General features: G+C 62.4%; 21 protein-coding genes. 3 read left to right on the forward strand and 18 right to left on the reverse strand.

Translation table 11 applies throughout. The features are described 5' to 3' along the window. Positions 1-7: 7 nt before the first annotated feature. Positions 8-820: a siderophore-interacting protein gene (locus IGB42_RS12475; RefSeq protein ID WP_159672051.1), complete on the forward strand. Its 813-nt coding sequence runs from the start codon at positions 8-10 to the stop codon at positions 818-820. Positions 821-866: 46 nt separating this feature from the next. Here IGB42_RS12475 and IGB42_RS12480 read toward each other — a convergent pair whose 3' ends face one another. The 5 genes from IGB42_RS12480 to IGB42_RS22230 all read right to left on the reverse strand — a co-directional run bounded on the left by IGB42_RS12480 (position 867) and on the right by IGB42_RS22230 (position 2,867). Continuing rightward, positions 867-1,481, reverse strand: coding sequence for a GNAT family N-acetyltransferase (locus IGB42_RS12480; protein WP_236822571.1), 615 nt, complete (start codon positions 1,479-1,481; stop codon positions 867-869). 59 nt (positions 1,482-1,540) lie between these two features. Further along, the gene (locus IGB42_RS12485) at positions 1,541-1,897 is read right to left on the reverse strand and encodes a nucleotide pyrophosphohydrolase (protein WP_159672053.1); all 357 of its coding nucleotides are present in this window, start codon (positions 1,895-1,897) and stop codon (positions 1,541-1,543) included. Then, positions 1,887-2,342, reverse strand: coding sequence for a MarR family winged helix-turn-helix transcriptional regulator (locus tag IGB42_RS12490; protein WP_159672055.1), 456 nt, complete (start codon positions 2,340-2,342; stop codon positions 1,887-1,889). Before IGB42_RS12490 ends, IGB42_RS12485 begins: the two co-directional genes overlap by 11 nt. A 77-nt stretch (positions 2,343-2,419) precedes the next feature. After that, complete coding sequence (locus IGB42_RS22225; protein WP_236822572.1) at positions 2,420-2,581, reverse strand: hypothetical protein; 162 nt, start codon at positions 2,579-2,581, stop codon at positions 2,420-2,422. A gap of 22 nt (positions 2,582-2,603) precedes the next feature. Then, on the reverse strand, positions 2,604-2,867 hold the full coding sequence (locus IGB42_RS22230) for an Ohr family peroxiredoxin (protein ID WP_236822573.1): 264 nt from the start codon (positions 2,865-2,867) through the stop codon (positions 2,604-2,606). Positions 2,868-3,087: 220 nt separating this feature from the next. Here IGB42_RS22230 and IGB42_RS12500 point away from each other — a divergent pair, with 220 nt between their 5' ends. Beyond that, complete coding sequence (locus IGB42_RS12500; protein ID WP_159672057.1) at positions 3,088-3,864, forward strand: ABC transporter substrate-binding protein; 777 nt, start codon at positions 3,088-3,090, stop codon at positions 3,862-3,864. 110 nt (positions 3,865-3,974) lie between these two features. Here the strand turns inward: IGB42_RS12500 and IGB42_RS12505 are convergent, their stop codons facing one another. The 4 genes from IGB42_RS12505 to IGB42_RS12520 form a co-directional block, all read right to left on the reverse strand. After that, the gene (locus tag IGB42_RS12505) at positions 3,975-4,820 is read right to left on the reverse strand and encodes a 23S rRNA (adenine(2030)-N(6))-methyltransferase RlmJ (protein ID WP_159672059.1); all 846 of its coding nucleotides are present in this window, start codon (positions 4,818-4,820) and stop codon (positions 3,975-3,977) included. Positions 4,821-4,938: 118 nt separating this feature from the next. Beyond that, positions 4,939-5,715: a ferredoxin--NADP reductase gene (locus IGB42_RS12510; protein ID WP_159672061.1), complete on the reverse strand. Its 777-nt coding sequence runs from the start codon at positions 5,713-5,715 to the stop codon at positions 4,939-4,941. Between the two features lie 140 nt (positions 5,716-5,855). Next, positions 5,856-6,785, reverse strand: coding sequence for an electron transfer flavoprotein subunit alpha/FixB family protein (locus IGB42_RS12515; protein ID WP_159672063.1), 930 nt, complete (start codon positions 6,783-6,785; stop codon positions 5,856-5,858). Next, positions 6,785-7,531: an electron transfer flavoprotein subunit beta/FixA family protein gene (locus IGB42_RS12520; protein WP_159672065.1), complete on the reverse strand. Its 747-nt coding sequence runs from the start codon at positions 7,529-7,531 to the stop codon at positions 6,785-6,787. The genes IGB42_RS12515 and IGB42_RS12520 overlap by 1 nt, the downstream gene beginning before the upstream one ends. Before the next feature lie 245 nt (positions 7,532-7,776). On the opposite strand from IGB42_RS12520, the gene IGB42_RS12525 reads away from it, so the two are divergent. After that, the gene (locus tag IGB42_RS12525) at positions 7,777-9,426 is read left to right on the forward strand and encodes an electron transfer flavoprotein-ubiquinone oxidoreductase (RefSeq protein WP_159672067.1); all 1,650 of its coding nucleotides are present in this window, start codon (positions 7,777-7,779) and stop codon (positions 9,424-9,426) included. A 98-nt stretch (positions 9,427-9,524) separates the two neighbouring features. On the opposite strand, the gene IGB42_RS12530 is transcribed toward IGB42_RS12525, so the two are convergent. From IGB42_RS12530 to hscA, 9 genes are all read right to left on the reverse strand, one after another. Beyond that, positions 9,525-10,487 (reverse strand): transporter, encoded by a 963-nt coding sequence (locus IGB42_RS12530; protein WP_159672069.1) that lies wholly within the window; start codon positions 10,485-10,487, stop codon positions 9,525-9,527. A 190-nt stretch (positions 10,488-10,677) separates the two neighbouring features. Next, positions 10,678-12,270: an arylsulfatase gene (locus IGB42_RS12535; RefSeq protein ID WP_159672071.1), complete on the reverse strand. Its 1,593-nt coding sequence runs from the start codon at positions 12,268-12,270 to the stop codon at positions 10,678-10,680. A 473-nt stretch (positions 12,271-12,743) separates the two neighbouring features. After that, complete coding sequence (locus IGB42_RS12540; RefSeq protein WP_159672073.1) at positions 12,744-13,256, reverse strand: hypothetical protein; 513 nt, start codon at positions 13,254-13,256, stop codon at positions 12,744-12,746. 11 nt (positions 13,257-13,267) lie between these two features. Next, a complete protein-coding gene (locus IGB42_RS12545; protein ID WP_159672075.1) occupies positions 13,268-13,579 on the reverse strand; it encodes a DUF2322 family protein in 312 nt (103 codons plus the stop codon). Further along, complete coding sequence (locus IGB42_RS12550; protein WP_159672077.1) at positions 13,576-14,559, reverse strand: HD-GYP domain-containing protein; 984 nt, start codon at positions 14,557-14,559, stop codon at positions 13,576-13,578. The genes IGB42_RS12545 and IGB42_RS12550 overlap by 4 nt, the downstream gene beginning before the upstream one ends. Before the next feature lie 118 nt (positions 14,560-14,677). Continuing rightward, positions 14,678-14,872, reverse strand: coding sequence for a Fe-S cluster assembly protein IscX (gene iscX / locus IGB42_RS12555; protein WP_159672079.1), 195 nt, complete (start codon positions 14,870-14,872; stop codon positions 14,678-14,680). After that, entirely contained in the window at positions 14,869-15,354 is a 486-nt protein-coding gene (locus IGB42_RS12560) for a YbaK/EbsC family protein (RefSeq protein WP_159672081.1), read from the reverse strand. The genes iscX and IGB42_RS12560 overlap by 4 nt, the downstream gene beginning before the upstream one ends. Further along, positions 15,354-15,695: an ISC system 2Fe-2S type ferredoxin gene (fdx, locus tag IGB42_RS12565; RefSeq protein ID WP_159672082.1), complete on the reverse strand. Its 342-nt coding sequence runs from the start codon at positions 15,693-15,695 to the stop codon at positions 15,354-15,356. The genes IGB42_RS12560 and fdx overlap by 1 nt, the downstream gene beginning before the upstream one ends. 146 nt (positions 15,696-15,841) lie before the next feature. Then, positions 15,842-17,695, reverse strand: coding sequence for a Fe-S protein assembly chaperone HscA (gene hscA / locus IGB42_RS12570; protein ID WP_159672083.1), 1,854 nt, complete (start codon positions 17,693-17,695; stop codon positions 15,842-15,844). Positions 17,696-17,727: the final 32 nt, after the last annotated feature.

The following is a 17,727-nucleotide window of genomic DNA, read 5'->3' on the forward strand; positions in this document are numbered from 1 at the left end:
ATAAACCATGACTTCTAGTACCGAGCTTGCCCCGCAGCGGGTGCGCCATCCGCTGAAATTCCGTTTGCTGCAGGTCAGCCGCGTGCAGCCGCTGAGCCCGCACCTGGTGCGCATCACGCTGAGCGGGGATGACCTGGCGGATTTCGTTTCCGCCTCGTTCGACGACCATATCAAGGTGTTCTTCCCCGCCGCCGGCGAGGACAAGCCCAACCTGCCCACCATGGGCGAAGATGGCCCCGTGTACCCGCAAGGCGCAGCTCGCCCGGTAGCGCGTGACTACACGCCGCGCCGCTTTGATGCAGCAGCAAACGAACTGGATATCGACTTCGTGCTGCATGGCATCGGCCCGGCCACCACCTGGGCGGCACAGGCACAGGTCGGCCAGTACCTTGGCATCGGCGGGCCGCGTGGTTCGTTCGTGATCCCTGCCGGTTATGACTGGCACCTGCTGATCGGCGACGATAGCGCCTTGCCGGCCATCGCGCGCCGGCTGGAGCAATTACCCGCCGACAGCCGCGCGCTGGTGATCGTGGAAGTGGCGGATGCCGGCGCGCAAATCCGTCTGGATACTTCAGCCGATGCCAGCGTGCAGTGGCTGCATCGCAGCGATGCAGGTGGCGCAGCGCAGGTGGTGGATGCCGTGCGCAAGCTGGTACTGCCGGCCGGCACCGGCTACGCATGGGCCGCGGGCGAGCTGGCTACCGCGCAGGCGGTACGCAAGGTGCTGGTGGATGAACTGGGCATTGCCAAGAACCAGATCCGCGCCGCCAGTTACTGGAAGCAGGGCGCAGTGGCATCGCACGAAACGCTGGATGATTGAGGCTGCAGGGCCCGGGCGGTGTTGCAGCCCGTACCGGCCGGGTTGATCAGCGCCCGATGGCTGCTGGCGGTTGGCCGGCCAGCCACTGCGCCTGTGTGATCCGGTACAGGCAGTGCGTACGCAGCGGGCTGCCTTCCGGCACCGCGGGATGCTCGAAGTTGGCGGCATCGCGCTGCATGCCCAGCTTTTCCATCACGCCTTGCGATGGCAGGTTGGGTAGCGCAGTGAACGCGACGATTTCCGGCAACTGCAGTGTGGCAAAGCCCACCTGCAGCGCCGCCTGTGCCGCTTCCAGCGCGTAACCCTGGCGCCAGTGCGCGCGTGCCAGCCGCCAGCCCATCTCCACACAGGGATAGCATGGCAACTCCGGCCGCGGCACATTGAGGCCGACGATGCCGATGAACGCGCCGCTGTCCTTGCGCTCCACCGCCCAGAAGCCCCAGCCGCGCAGCGTGATGAGCCCGGCCATGCGCTCGGCCATCGCATCGCTGTCCGGGCGCGACATGGGCGCCGGGAAGTAACGCATCACTTCCGCATCGGCATTCAGCGCGGCAAACGGCGCCAGATCATCAGCGCGCCACTGGCGCAGCCGCAAGCGTGCTGTTTCCGGCGTGATCAGCGGCAGGTGCGGTACCGGCATGGGGAAGACGGGTCGGGTCATGGTGGTGGGCTGGATGTCAGGTGGCCTGCATTCAGGTGGCCGGCAGTCGGATGGCGGGTTCAGAGCGCATCGTACTTGCGCGCATGGCCGCGCGCCTGCTCGGCCGGGTACTTCTGTGCGTTCAGCAGCAGCTTGCGTTCGACCACTGCATTCAGGTCCAGCCCGCTGACATCGGCAATGCGCAGCAGGTAGAGCAGCACATCGGCCACTTCCTCGCCGAGGCGTTCGGCAAATTGCGGATCTTTTGGCGCGAGAGCTGCCTGCTCGTCGTTCAGCCACTGGAACAATTCCAGCAGCTCGGCCGCTTCCACGCTCAATGCGCAGGCCAGGTTCTTGGGGCTGTGGAATTGATCCCAGTCACGCTCGGCGGAAAATGCCCGCAGCCGCTGCTGCAGGCTGGCGATATCAATGCTCATGTTTCTTCCTGCTGTCGGTAGGGGCCAGTGCGGCCAGCAATTGCTGCAGTTGCGTGCGCAATGCCGGCAACGCCGCGTGTTCCAGTTGCAACTGGCACGCCAGTGCACCCGGTATCGCCTCTGCTTGATTACGCAGCGCAAGTCCTGAGTCGGTGAGCGTGATATCCACGCGGCGCTCATCATCGGCAGCGCGCTGGCGGCGCAGCAGGCCCTGGCTTTCCATGCGCTTGAGCAACGGGGTAAGCGTACCGCTGTCCAGATAGAGCGCACGTCCCAGATCGCCAACGCTGCGCGGTGCATGTTCCCACAGCGCCAGCATCACCAGGTATTGCGGGTAGGTGAGGCCCAGTGCACCCAGCAGCGGCCGGTACAGCCGCGTCATGAGGTTGCTGGCCGCGTAAAGCGGAAAGCACAGTTGCTGGTCAAGATGCAGGGGATCAGTCATGGCGATGTCTTCATGCGGGGCTCCGAAGATAGCACGGCCCCGCCAGCCGTTGAAGGCGGGCAGGGCCCCCATCCGAATCAGGCGGCGACGTGAGCGGCAGCCTGGATGGCTTGCGTGCTCAACTGAACGTCGATATTGCCGCGCGTGGCATTCGAGTAGGGGCAAACCCGGTGCGCGGTGGCAACCAGTGCCTCGGCGGCAGCCTGGCTGATGCCGGTAATGCTGATGGCCAGCGCCACGGTCAGCGCAAAGCCGCCGTTGTCATCGGGGCCGATGCCGACGGTGGCAGCTACCTACGGTCTTGCCGATGGCGGCTTTCTGCAGCCGTGCCACATGCTCCAGCGCGCTCTGGAAGCAGGCGGCGTAGCCGGCGGCAAACAGTTGTTCCGGATTGGCGCCGGCTTTGCCGTTGCCGCCCAGTGCGCGCGGCATGGCCAGATCGGCAGAGAAGCTGTCGTCGGTGGTGCGGACATGGCCATTGCGGCCGCCGGTAGCGATGGCTGTGGTGCTGTAGAGCGTGCTCATGATGGCGATCCTTGCAGGTTGTTGGATGACGGTTCCATTCTATGCTTACAAATATATTGCGCACAATATAATTTACAAAAATATAAATGCGGAGCGACGAGCGCTGCCTGCTGCACTGCAGCGAAAAAGCCACGCGTTCATCCCGCAATCCGTCAGTTTTTCGGGTGTTTGCGGTGTGACGTGCGTATAGTTTGTAAGACAGCAAACCAAGGAGGTCGCCATGCTGCGGCTGAAAAAACATCTATGGATCGTGGCCGGTTTGCTGCTGGCCGGCAGTGGCTGGGCTGCCTGCAGCAAGACCATGAGTGTGGTGCCGGAAGACTGGGCGCCATACAGCTACAAGAATGCGCAGGGGCAGTTTGTCGGGCTCGATCTGGAGCTGATGCAGGCCATCTTCAAGGAGGCGGGCTGCAAGCTGGAATACAAGACCAATATTCCGCGTATCCGCCGCCATGTGATGCACAAGGACGGCCAGCTGGATGTGCTGTTTGCCGCCAGCGAGACCGAAGAGCGCAAGCAGTTCAGCTGGTTTACCAAGGCCTACCGGGATGAAGTGACCGGCCTGTTTGCGCGTGGCGATGATCTGGGCCGCTTTGCCAGGGTGCGCGGCTTTGCCGATGTGCTGTCGGCGCGCGAGGCCATCCTGGCGCCCAATGCCGGCTGGTATGGCAATGACTACGCCAAATCGTTGCCGGACCTGATGGCCGCCGGGCTGGTGCAGCATTTCGAGAGCTTCGAGCAGGGCTTGCGCATGCTCAAGGCGCAGCGTGCCGATTTGCTGATGGGCGATGTGGGTGCGGTGCTGTACATGTCGCGCCAGACGGTGAAGCTCAACGTGGCGCAACTGCCGTTCACGCCCAACAGCGATCCGGTGCATCTGATGCTGAGCAAGAAAAGCACCACGGAAGCGGATGTGCAGGCACTGGATGCCGCGATTGCACGGCTGGAGAAGCGTGGCGATCTGGCGAAGATACGTGCGCGCTACGGCCTGCGCTGAGCGGGTTTGATCTGCCGGGCGTGATCGACCGTTGAAACCGGTCTGGCCGGGTGCATAGCTATTGCAAGCTGTCGGGGCGCCGCTTGTCGTTGCCCAAGCGGCATCAGGCCTCAACCGGCGTGCTGTTCCAGTAGGAAGCGCGCGCCGCGGTCCAGCCCCAATGCATCCACCAGCACCGGCAGCACCGTTTGCAAGGTGGCGTGCAGCGTATAGGGCGGGTTGAGGATGAACATGCCACTGCCGTGCATGCCGAAACCATCGGCAGACGGGCCCTGCACGAACAGCTCCGCGCGCAGCCATGACTTGGCCGGCAAGCCCTTGAGCTTTCCCGGCAATGCCTTGGCCTCTTCGCGCTGCAGGCACGGGTACCAGATGGCATAGGTGCCGCCGGCAAAGCGCGCCAGGCTGTCTTCCAGTGCCTTGATCACGCGCTGGTAATCGTGTTTTTCTTCATACGGCGGGTCGATCAGCGTCAGGCCACGGCGTGGCGCTGGCGGCAGTACCGATTTCAGCCCGTTGAAGCCATCTGCCGTCTGCACCACCGCCTGGCGGCGCAGGTGATCGACGTTCTCCAGCAGCAGTTTGGCATCGCTCGGGTGCAGCTCGAACAGGCGCAGCTTGTCGTCTGCGCGCATCACGGCCTGCGCCACGAGTGGCGAGCCGGGGTAGTGCTTGAGCTGCCCATCGGGATTGAAGCCGCGGATCACGTCCACGTACCTTGCCAGCGGTGCGGGCAGGTCATCGCGCTGCCACAACCGCGCAATGCCGGTTTCAAACTCGGCATTCTTGGTGGCGTAGCCTTCGGTCAGGCTGTATGCGCCGGCGCCGGCGTGGCTATCGATATACCAGTACGGTTTGTCTTTCTGGTTGAGATAGCCCAGCAGCTCGACCACCAGGAAGTGCTTGAGTACATCGGCATGGTTGCCGGCATGGAAGGCGTGGCGGTAGCTGAGCATGAACGAAGGTCCGGCAAACAATGGCAGATGATAAGGCGGAAAACGCAAAACGGCGTGGCTTTGGCCACACCGTTTCTGATACCGCTGCTTCGGACTGATTTCATCAGCCCCTGCAGCATTACTTCTCTACGAAGGCGCGTTCGATCACGTAGTCGCCCGCTTCGCCGATACGGCGCGAAACCTGGAAGCCGCGTGCATCGAGCAGCTTGCAGGTGTCTTCCAGCATGGCCGGGCTACCGCACAGCATGGCGCGGTCGGTTTCCGGGTTCAGCGGCGGCAGGCCGATATCCTCGAACAGCTTGCCCGATTCGATCAGGTCGGTCAGGCGGCCCTGATTGCGGAACGGCTCACGCGTGACGGTGGGGTAGTAGATCAGCTTGTTGCGGACTTCTTCACCAAAGAATTCGTTGCTCGGCAGCACGTTTTCGATGAAATCGGCATAGGCGAGTTCGGATACGGTACGCACGCCATGGAACAGCACGATCTTGTCGAATTTCTCGTACGCTTCCGGATCCTGGATCAGGCTCATGAACGGCGCGAGGCCGGTACCGGTGGAGAAGTAATACAGGTTCTTGCCCGGCTTGAGGTCGGACAGCACCAGCGTGCCGGTGGGCTTGCGCGATACCAGCAGGTCGTCACCCACCTTCAGGTGTTGCAGGCGCGAGGTCAGCGGGCCGTCCTGCACCTTGATGCTGAAGAATTCCAGATGCTCTTCGTAGTTGGCACTGGCGATCGAGTAGGCACGCGCCAGCGGGCGGCCATCCACTTCCAGACCGATCATCACGAACTGGCCGTTTTCGAATTTCAGGCCCGGATCACGGGTGGTCTTGAAGCTGAACAGCGTGTCGTTCCAGTGGTGTACCGACAGCACTTTTTCTACGGCGAATTTGCTCATGATTTCAATGTCTTGATTATGTAGATAAAATTGGGTAGATAAGAATTATACTCATCTGCACGCCAGTGACGATACCCGGCAGGCAAGATACCGGCAAAGGCGGCGCCGTTACTGACGCGCGCACGCCTTTACCGCGCGCGTTACTTGCTGATTGCCGCAGTCAGTGCCGGCAGTGCTTCGAACAGGTCTGCCACCAGGCCGTAGTCGGCCACGCTGAAAATGGCCGCGTCCGGATCATGGTTGATGGCGACGATGATCTTGCTGTCCTTCATGCCGGCCAGATGCTGTGCCGCGCCGGAAATACCGGCAGCAATGTAGAGGCCTGGCGCCACGATGGTGCCGGTTTGCCCCACCTGCCAGTCGTTCGGCGCGTAGCCGGCGTCGACCGCTGCGCGGGTAGCGCCCACGGCGCCTTCCAGCTTTTGCGCCAGCGGGGTCAGCAGCTGATGGAACTGCTCGCCCAGCGAGCGGCCACCCGATACCACCACGGGGGCGGAGGCAAGGTCAGGCTGATCGGATTCATTGCGTACTTCGGATACCCAGCGTGATTTGCCATTGGCCGCCGGTGCCGGCAGGCTGGTGATCTCGGCGTTGCCGCCGTCGTCAGCGGCATCGAAGCTGGTGGCACGCACGGTGACCACCTGCAGTGCATCGGTGTTTTCCACCGTGGCCAGCACGCTGCCGGCGTAAATCGGCCGGGCGTAGGTGGCGGGCGCCTTGATGCCGATCACGTCGGCCACCACGGCTACGTCCAGCAGTGCGGCGGCGCGCGGCAGGATGTTCTTGGCAAAGGTGGTGTGCGGCGCAACCACGATCTTGTAATCACGTGCCAGCGATACCACCAGCGCAGCGACGTCTTCAGCCAGTGGGTGTGCCAGGTGCGGTGCATCCACGCGGATCACGCGGGCCACGCCGGCCACTTTGGCGGCACTGGCGGCAGCGGCTGCAGTATCGTCGCCAACCAGCAGCAGGTGGACCGGCAGGCCCCAGGCCTGGGCGGCGCTGATGGTCTGGCGGGCGGCTTTTCTCAGTTGTTGGCCGTCGTGTTCGGCCAGGATCAGGATGCTCATCAGATTGCCCCCACGCTACGCAGTTTCTCGACCAGTTCGGCCACGCTGTTCACCTTGATGCCCGGCTTGCGTGCCGGTGGCTCGGCCAGGTTGGTCACTTTCAGGTGCGGGGCGGTATCGATGCCCAGATCGGTAGCCTGGATGGTTTCGATGGGCTTTTTCTTGGCCATCATCAGGTTGGGCAGCTTCACGAAGCGCGGCTCGTTCAGGCGCAGGTCGGTGGTGATCACCGCGGGCAGTTGCAGTGCCACGGTTTCGCTGCCGGTATCCACTTCACGGGTGACGATGGCTTCGTTGCCACTGATTTCCAGCTTGGAGGCAAACGTGCCCTGGCCGATATCGAGCAGCGCAGCCAGCATCTGGCCGACTTGGCCGGCGTCGTCGTCGATCGCCTGCTTGCCCAGCAGCACCAGCTGCGGTTGTTCGCGCTCGTACACTGCCTTGAGGATTTTCGACACGGCCAGTGGCTGCAGCTGTGCGGTGCTGTCGACCAGGATGGCGCGATCCGCACCCATGGCCAGTGCGTGGCGCAGCACATCCTGGGCGTGCCCATGGCCGATGGTGACGGCAACGATTTCGGTAACGATGCCCTGTGTTTTCAGGCGCAGCGCTTCTTCGACGGCGATTTCGTCGAACGGGTTGATGCTCATCTTGACGTTTTCGGTTTCAACGCCAGAGCCATCGGGCTTGATGCGTGGCCGGATGTTGTGATCGATCACGCGTTTGATTGCAACCAAAGCCTTCATTGCACTTCTCCATAATTTCGCGTGATTTTAGCAGAATAGTGCCTATATCTGTAAATTGGATTATTTTTCTAATACATATATAAAAAATGGATATGTAGATAGAACGAGACGTGCGGCGGGGTGCCGGGCATGCCGATTCGGCAGCCGGCGCCAGCTGTGCGAAAATACCGGGTTCAGCGGCCGCAGCAAGGGTACAGATACCCGCTTGCGGTGGCGCCTTCTACTCAAGATTGAAAGAGCAGACCATGCAACGCGATGTAATGACCTACGACGTACTGATCGTTGGCGCCGGCCCGGCGGGCCTTGCTGCCGCAATCCGCATCAAGCAACTGGCCGCTGCGCAAAACCGCGAAATCGGTGTGTGCATCCTTGAGAAGGGTGCCGAAGTGGGTGCGCATATCCTGTCCGGCGCGGTGATCGACCCGATCGCGCTCGACGAGCTGATTCCGGATTGGCAGGCGCAGAGTGCCCCGCTCAAGACCGCCGTGGCGGAAGACCGCTTCCTGGTGCTGGATGAAGACGGCGCCTACCGCATCCCCAACCTGCTGTTGCCGCCGTTGATGAACAATCACGGTAACTACGTGGTAAGCCTGTCCAACGTCTGCCGCTGGCTGGCCGATCAGGCCGAAGCGCTGGGCGTGGAAATCTATCCCGGCTTTACCGCGGCCGAGGTGCTGTACGACGACAACGGTGCCGTGCGGGGCGTGATCACCGGCGATATGGGCGTGGCGAAAGACGGCAAGGAAAAAGCCGATTACGCGCCGGGCATGGCGCTGCAGGCCAGCTATACGCTGATCGGCGAAGGCGTGCGCGGCTCGCTCGCCAAGGCGCTGGAAGCGCGCTTCAACCTGCGTGATGGCGTGCAGCCGCAGAAGTACGGCATCGGCTTCAAAGAAGTGTGGCAGATCGACCCCAAGCAGCATCAGCCCGGCCTGGTGATGCATACGCAAGGCTGGCCGCTGGGCAGCGATACCGGTGGCGGTGGCTTCCTGTACCACCTGGAAGAAAACCTGGTGTCGGTGGGCTTCGTGGTGCACCTGAACTACAGCAACCCGTACCTGAGCCCATTCGATGAATTCCAGCGCTACAAGACGCACCCGGCCATCCGCAAGATGCTGCAGGGTGGCAAGCGGTTGGCGTATGGCGCGCGTGCCATCAATGAAGGCGGCTTGCAGTCCTTGCCCAAGCTGGTGTTCCCGGGCGGCGCGCTGATCGGTTGCTCGGCCGGCTTCGTCAACGTGCCGCGCATCAAGGGCAGCCACAACGCGATGAAGTCCGGCATGCTGGCGGCAGAAGCGGTGGTGGAGGCATTGGCGGCCGGCCGCGTGGCGGATGAGCTGGCAGCCTACCCGCAAGCGCTGCGCGCATCGTGGGTGTGGAAGGATCTGGACAAGGTGCGCAATGTGAAGCCGGCCTTGTCGAAGTTCGGCAATGTGGCGGGCAGCATCTACGGTGGTGTCGAGATGTGGCTGGGCAGCCTGGGTGTGCGCCTGCCGTGGACGTTGCGCCATGGCAAGGCCGACCATGCCTGTCTGAAGCCGGCGGCGCAAAGCACGCCGATCAAGTATCCCAAGTACGATGGCAAGATCAGCTTCGACAAGCTGTCGTCGGTGTTCCTGTCCAACGTGGCACACGAGGAAAACCAGCCCTGTCATCTGAAGCTGACCGATGCCGCGGTGCCGATCACGCTGAATCTGGCTGATTACGATGCGCCGGAGCAGCGCTATTGCCCTGCCGGCGTATATGAGATCGTGCGTGATGGCGCCGGACCTAGGCTGCAGATCAATGCCGCCAACTGCATCCACTGCAAGACCTGTGACATCAAGGACCCCAGCCAGAACATCACTTGGGTGACGCCGGAAGGCGGTGGCGGGCCGAATTACCAGGAAACCTGATGGCGGGGCGGGGGCCTTGCCTCGCCGCATGATGCAAAAAGCCGATCAACTGATCGGCTTTTTGCATCCGCTGCCGGCTAGCGCTGGGCCGGTGTGTGTTAGAAGTTGCTCAGCAACTTGAAGAACAGCGTATCGCCCTTCAGGCGGTTGTCGGTATCGTTTTCATGCAGCCACTTCAGCTCGGCGCTGATGGTGTGTGATTGGTATTTGCCAACGTAGGACAGCGCTGGGCCATAGCCGATGGTCTTGGCCTTGAAATCGCCCAGCGTGGCGCCCGAACCGCTGTCCCCCTCCACCTGCTTGTAGTAATACGCAGACAGCCCCGCACCGGCGAGGCCTCCCCACAGCGGGAAATGCTGGGCCACGGTGCCGTCGAAATGGATTTGCGTACCGGTCTGGTAGTCGGAATCCTTGTTGCGGGTATTGAAGGTGATACCGCTGAATAGCGATGCCTCGATGCCGTTCTGCTTGCCGAAGTACATCAGCCCCAGCGTGGGCTCGAAGCTCCAGTAGTTCTTGCCGGTATTGGCAAGCTTGCCCTCGGTATAGCGGCCGGTGGGCGCATACGCGGAGATGCGGAAGTTGCTGGAGAAATCGGGTGAGACCTGGTACGCCACCATCAGCGGCATCAGCATGATATCGCCCAGGCCGGAATCGGAATCACTCAGTTCACGGCCGGGCTGGCCATTGAGCGCTGCGGCAGTACCGCGTGCATGTACATCGACCTTGATGACCGGAATGGTGCCACCCATCGCGTAAGACCAGTTTTCCGGCAGCGTGATGTCCGGCCGCCATACCATGGTGAGGCCGAGGCCGTCGATATCCACATCGGCATCGGCAACGATATTGCCGGCAATCGGCACCTTGATGTTCTTGCCCATGTCGCCGCCGTAATGCAGCGCATTCAGGCGCATCAGGAAAGTGGGGGCGGGGGGCACGCTGTCGATGAACGACGACATCGAGCCTGGCATGTAGTGGCCGGTGCCGCCTTCTTCGGCGCAGGCCAGGGTAGCCAGCAAGCTGCCGGCCAGCAGCGCCGGCAATCTGTATTTCTTGTGCATTGCGTTTTTCCATGAAGTGACCAGCCCTGCAGCAGGCTTGCCGTAATGCGGTATGCCGGATCAGTTCACTGCGGTCTGGCCGCTTTGCTGCCTGCGACCACAATCTGTGGTGCCCCCTGAAGCAGCGCGGCGGCTAGCCAGCGCGCATCGACGTGGCATCGATGCTGCGCTGCTGGCCGGGTGAACGCGCTTACTGCCCGAGGCCCACATCCTTGGGCGGATATTTCTTGAAGGTGGCCGCATGGGCCTTGGCTTCTGCCGCCATGCTGGCCAGCCACGCGTTGCCGCGGTGGCCCACCGGCGTTTGCTCCCTGGGGTCGATGTACAGGTTGAACAGCCACGGCGCGAGGCCCACCTTCTGCTTGGTGGACATGTCGATATCCATCCACTGCTGTTCCGGCACCGTGACCTGGAAGTGGATCTTGTACTCGCGCATGCGCATGGCCATCAGATCCTGTTCTACCCAGATGTACACGTTCTCGCGCCGGCTGTTGCCGTTATCCGCCAGCAGGAACGACGATTGATCGATGCCGTCGATGAAGCGGTCGGTGGGGATGCGGGCATCCGCGCCGGCGATGTGGATGGAGGTGTTGAAGAGGTCCATCAGATCGAACAGCTCGGCGCTTTCGTGCGGCTGGATCATGCCCTTCCAGTACGCAATGCCCGGCACGCGCACGCCGCCTTCCCAGGCGGAGGCTTTGCCGCCGCGAAACGGCGTGAAGCCGGTATCGGGCCAGCTGTCCATTTGCGGGCCGTTGTCGGAGGTGATGAAGATGAAGGTGTTGTCTTCGATGCCCGCTTCCTTGACCGCCTGGTGGATGCGCCCGATCAGCGCATCGACTTCCACCACCGCATCCTTGTACGGGTACTTGCTGGCGCTCTTGCCCTTGAATTCCTTGCTGGGGAAGTTGTCCGCGTGCACTTTCATGAAATCGTGGCTAAGGAAGAAAGGCTTGCCGGATTTGGCCAGTGTCTTGATCTTGTTGATCGACCAGTCGGCCAGCTTGATGTCGGCCTCGGCAAATTGCTCCACGCTGGTGGTGGGCTCGATGATCTGCTCCTGGCCGCCTTTCTTGCCATACTCCAGTGCGCTGGACGCGTGCATGCTCTTGTAGGCGGCGAGTTTTTCCGGGTCCAGCACCAGGTCCGGGTATTTGCGTTCATCCAGCGACTGGGTGATTTCCTTCTGCGCTGCATAGTAGCCATAGTATTCATCGAAGCCGACGTCGAACGGGCGCATGCCCTCCAGCTCGCCGACATGCCATTTGCCGCTCAGCACCGTGTAGTAACCGGCATCGGAGAGGATCTTGGCAATGCTGGTTTCCCCGGCCCATGGGTTCATCTTGAGTTTGTCCCCCGCCAGGATGGGGCGCGTCAGCCCGGTGCGTACCGGCAGGCGGCCGGTCAGGATGGCGGAGCGGGTAGGGGTGCAGGTGGGTTGTGAATAGGTGGAGGTCAGCGCCAGCCCCTCACGCGCAAACTGGTCGATATTGGGTGTGGCTGCGCCGATATGCGCACCGCCGCCCCACGGCCCGCCGACATCGCCAAAGCCCATGTCGTCGACTACCAGCCAGATGATGTTGGGGCGCTTGCCGGTTTTCTGGTACAGCGCATCAAGCTTGGCTTGCGCGGCTTTTTCCTGATCCGGGCGCGGAATGCTGCCTTCCATGTTTTCGCGGGTCTGTACCTTGCGGCTGAGCGGGGTAGGGCCCGCCATGCTGAGGGCGGGCAGCAGCAGCGCGAGGCCAGTGAGGCCGGCAATGATTGCCTGGGCAATACGCATATGAGAACTCCTGGGAGAGATGGAACGGTGTGCCGTGTTGCCATCGCCGCCCGGCAGCCGCTGCGCCATGAAGCCGCGCGCGATGCTGCTGGCGGGTATGCAGGCTGCATGACCGGATATTGGCGTTGGCTATACTAGCCATATGAAAGTTGCATGGTTGGTTTCTTTCCGCCAGTTTGCAGCTTCTTCATGACGGCGGCAATATAGAATATGGACTGCAGCGAGCATGCCGATTGGGGGATCAGCGGCCGCTGTACAGCGGCAAGCCGGCATCGGTTTGCACTGAATCACATCATTGTGTTTGCCAGGCACGGGATGGATTGCTGCGATGGGCATTGGTCAGGCCGGGCAGCCATGACGATGCTGCGATCCCCATTGGTCAGCAGGGTTTTTTAATATGCCACGCTTTGAATGGCAGCTGAACGCAGGCCAATTGCCCGATTGAACAGACACTACTCCGTGCGGATTGCGACTCAGATCTCGCAATCCAGTACATGCAGGCCGGCATCTCGTGCCAATTGCAGGACGGGTTCCGCGGCTTGCCTGTCGTTGCAATAAAGCAGATTGGTATCGTCCCACGATTCCGCGTAGATGCAGCCATACTCCGGCAGGATCACGAATTGGGACGGCGTAGGGTTTGCGTCGAAACGGCACTGGTCGAGAAACCCTTGCCGGTTGGTATAGCGCTTGATGATCAGTCTGGATTTATGTGGCCAGCGACCGCGGTTCCGCACTGTATAAACCGCGGTGAGATCGAAGAGGGCAGCCCAGTGGGCGGCGAACTTGCGGTTACGCGCGATGCGCTCCGGGCCGTCGTTGCAATCCAGCAGCGGCCATTGTGCAGGATCGCGCAGCCAGTGATCGAATACCGAGATCGCCACGCGGGGCGCCTCTATCCTGGCGTGTTCGCGCACACGTTGCAGGTGCGGGAACTGTGCGTTGATCTGCCCGGCAAGACTTGCGCTGATCTTGCCGAGCAGCTGCACGGCCTGGGGGTTCAGGCCGTGATCAGGCGCACCGCCAGCGGCGTTTCACCCTTGGCCAGCGCAAACAGGCGGTCGATGTTCGGGTGGTTGCCGGGGTTGGCTTCGGCGTCTGCGGTGTGCTCGGCGTAGATGCGCAGGCCCTTGTCGGCTGCGGTGGCGTTGATGGCGCCAAATTCCTGGTACAGCGCGTGGTACACGCGCACGCTGCCGGCCTGGCCGGGCTTGTTCTCGATGCGGGCGATGATGGTGTCGCCGTCCAGCAATTCCAGCGCGGCCAAGTGGTCGATGGCGGGCAGCGTGGCGAGGTTGTCCTTGAAGCTCATTCTTGTTCCTGGGTTGGCTGTGGTTCAGGCAGGTAGGCATCATCACCCCAGATGCTGGCGGGAACGATGGGCACCTGCAGGAACTCGGTTTCGAATACGTTGAGAATGCCGCCATCGGGTGGCCCATTCAGGCGTTCCACCGGGGCCGGCAGCGGCTGCATGTGTGCATCGAACAATGCCTGCACCACCGGCACCAGTTCATGCTCGCCGGGGCGTTTGACCACGCCGATTTCGCCGCTGTAGAGCTGCACCACGCTGCCGGGCGGGTAAAAGCCCAGCGTTTCCATGAACAGGCGGTCCAGCTTGTCGTCCACGCCGGCGCTCAATGGCGAGATGGATTGCGCCAGCGCGCTGTCCACCGATTTGGCCGCACGCCACGCGCGCTTGGATAGCAGCGCGCAGTAACGGTCCGCCAGGCCCAGCAAGCGGGCTTCGAAACGCAGCTTGTCGCCCTTGAGTTTGTTGGGGTAGCCACGGCCATCGGGTGTTTCATGATGTTGCAGCACGCAGTTGAGCCACACGGTATCGGATACACCACGGCCACGCAGCTCATCCATGCTGACCAGCGGGTGCGATTGCATGGTCTGGCGTTGTTCGGCGGTGAGCGGGCCGGATTGCTGATCCAGTTGCTCGTGCAGTGTCTGCATGCCGATATTCATGGTGAGCGCGGCGGCGATGACGGAGCGGCGCTCGCTCTCGTTCTGGCCCAGCCGCCTGAGTGCCAGCTCCACCACCACTGCCACGTCCACCGCATGGCGAGTAGCGTATTGCGTATCCTGCGCCAGCAAGGTCATGGCCAGCGCCACATTGCGGTTGCGGCTGCACGCGCTTTGCAGTTGTGCCGCCAGCATGATGACTTCGGTCTGGAAGTGCGGGTTATCGGCATCAAGCAACAAAGCCGCCAGCCTCTCGCGGCTGGCGAGGATCACTTGGGCAATGCTGGTGCGCCTGGGCAGTTTGGTTTGGGCTGGCGGGTTCACGTGAGCAACAATATGAAAACGGAATGGCTGGCCGATTCTAAACGGCTTTGCATTGTCGCTTTGTTGAGAAGTGTTGCAAACAGCTTGCATGCAACACTCGTGATTTGCGTGCGCCCGTTCAGTCGGCTTCGTCTATCCACGTCATCTGGATGGCTTCGAGGATTTTCTCGCCGCTGTGCGCCGGATTGTCGTCAAAGCCGGGCAGGGCCAGTACCCGGTTGCGCAGATCAACAAAGTTGATGGTCAGCGGGTCGAGATCCGGATAGGTCTCGGCAAGCGCGATGGCGATTTCACGGCTATCGGTCCATTTCATGCTGTTTTCTCCTCTTTCACGCGGGCCACGCGGCCAGCGGTCAATGCCAGCAGTTGCACGGGGCTGAGCTTGAATACGCTGTTGGGCGTGCCGGCGGCAGCCCAGATTTCTGCCATGGCAAGCAGGTCTTCGTCGATCAATGTGATGGGCTCGTGCGCGTGCGCCAGTGGCGATACGCCGCCAATCACGTAGCCGGTTTTCTCGCGGACGAAATCGGCATCGGCACGGCCGATCTTCTCGCCCACCAGTGCTGCCACGGCTTTTTCATCCACGCGGTTGATGCCGCTGGTGATCACCAGTACATGGCGCTCGCTCTGCTTGGCACGCAGGATCACTGATTTGGCGATCTGTGCCACCGTGCAGCCGATGGCGGCGGCCGCATCGGCGCTGGTCTTTGTCGAGGCATCGAACTCGACGATTTCGGTGCTGACGCCGGCCGAGAGCAGCGCGGCTTCGACACGCAACAGGCTCTCGCTGGCCATCAGTGGTTTTCCTCGCGCGCGTGGTTGATGGTGTACTTGGGGATTTCGACCACCAGCTCGGTATCGGCAATGAGGGCCTGGCACGACAGCCGCGACTGCGCTTCCAGCCCCCACGCCTTGTCGAGCATGTCTTCCTCTTCTTCCTCGGCCGCTTCCAGGCTGTTGAAGCCCTGGCGCACCACCACGTGACAGGTGGTGCAGGCACACGATTGCTCGCAGGCGTGCTCGATGAAAATGTCATGATAGATCAGCGCATTGCAGATGCTGGTGCCCGGCTCTGCATCGAAGGTGCTGCCTTGCGGGCAGAGCTGCGGGTGGGGAAGGACGACGATCTTGGTCATGGCGATCCTGGAACCTGTTCAAAGTCTGTTTGCACGCGCCGGTTGACGGGGCGGGCAGAAAACGCAGTTTACTCGAGTCGATGCGCGTGCGCTCCGGCTGTGGCTGGCACTGGCCCGCAGCCAAGCCGCACGCGGCAAGCGCCCGTTTACAGCTCGTTGATCTTCTGGCCGGACAGGCCACGGCTGACCGCGCGGTCCATGCGGCGCGCGGCAAACTCGCTGGTGGCCTCGTTGAGCGCTTCGGCTGCCAGGCGCACTGCATCGGCATCGTGGCCGGCAATGGCGGCATCGGTGGAAGTCAGTGCGGCTTCCACGTCGGCGCGTTCATCATGGCTGAGCAAATCGCCATCGAGCTGCAGCGCGGCGCGCGTGGCGGCAAGGATGCTCTCGGCTTCCACGCGGGCTTCGCCCAGCTTGCGCGCATGCATGTCGCCTTCGGCGTGCTGCATGGATTCGCGCAGCATGCGGCCGATCTCGTCATCCGACAGGCCATAGCTGGGCTTGACCATGATGCTGGCTTCGATGCCGGTGCTTTGCTCGCGTGCGGATACGCTGAGCAGGCCATCGGCATCCACCTGGAAGGTGACGCGGATGCGCGCGGCGCCGGCCACCATGGGCGGAATACCGCGCAGCTCGAAGCGCGCCAGCGAACGGCAATCGCTGACCAGCTCGCGCTCGCCCTGCAATACATGCACCGCCATCGCGGTCTGGCCGTCCTTGAAGGTGGTGAACTCCTGCGCGCGCGCCGTGGGGATGGTGCTGTTGCGCGGGATGACTTTCTCCACCAGCCCGCCCATGGTTTCCAGCCCCAAGGACAGCGGGATCACATCCAGCAGCAGCCAGTCGTCATCGCCCTTGTTGCCGGCCAGTACATCGGCCTGCATGGCGGCACCCAGCGCCACCACCTTGTCCGGGTCGAGATTGGTCAGCGGCTCGCGGCCAAACAGCTCGGCCACCGCGTGGCGCACGTGCGGCATGCGCGTGGCACCGCCCACCAGCACCACGCCCTTGATGTCGTCCACGCCCAGCCTGGCATCGCGCAGTGCACGGCGCAGCGGGGCAATGGTTTTCTGTACCAGGTGCGCGGTGATCTGCTGGAACACGCCGGCAGTCAGTTCCACGTCGACCAAGGTTTCATCCGAGAGCCTGGCGGTGATCTGCGTGCGCTCGTGATCGGTCAGCGTTTCCTTCGCCTGGCGCGCCTTGGTGAGTAGCAGGCGGGTATCGCGGTCATTCAGTTGCGACAGGCCGGCCTGTTCGAGTATCCAGCAATGCAAGCGGTGATCGAAATCGTCGCCACCCAGCTGCGAATCGCCACTGGTGGCGCGCACTTCGAACACGCCGCGCGTCAGTTCCAGGATGGAGACATCGAAGGTGCCGCCACCCAGGTCGTAAATCACATAAGTGCCTTCGGCCGCGTTATCGAGGCCATAGGCAATGGCCGCCGCGGTGGGCTCATTGAGCAAACGCAGCACATTGATGCCGGCCAGCATGGCGGCATCCTTGGTGGCCTGGCGCTGTGCATCATCGAAATATGCGGGCACGGTGATCACCGCGCCTACCAGCTCGCCACCCAGGCTGGCTTCCGCGCGCGCCTTGAGCGTGGTGAGGATGTCGGCAGAGACTTCCACCGGGCTCTTGATGCCGGCAACGGTCTGCAGCTTGAGCATGCCGGGTTCGTCGACAAAGCGGTACGGCGTGGCGGCATCGGCCACATCGTGCAGGCCGCGGCCCATGAAGCGCTTTACCGATACCACGGTGTTGGCCGGGTCCTGGTTCTGGCGTGCCTGCGCGGCATGGCCGACGGTCACGGTTTTGTCGCCGGCGTAGTGCACCACCGAGGGCAGCAGGGCGCGGCCGTTTTCATCAGGCAAGCAGACCGGGCTGCCGCTGCGCACGGTGGCCACCAGCGAATTGGTAGTGCCAAGATCTATGCCCACCGCCAGCCGGTGCTGGTGCGGTGCGGCGCTCATGCCGGGTTCGGAAATTTGCAGCAACATCTAGATCACGCTCACGAGGGGGCGCCGTGCAG

It is taken from the genome of Andreprevotia sp. IGB-42, from assembly GCF_009848685.1.
In the GTDB taxonomy this organism is placed as follows: domain Bacteria; phylum Pseudomonadota; class Gammaproteobacteria; order Burkholderiales; family Chitinibacteraceae; genus Andreprevotia.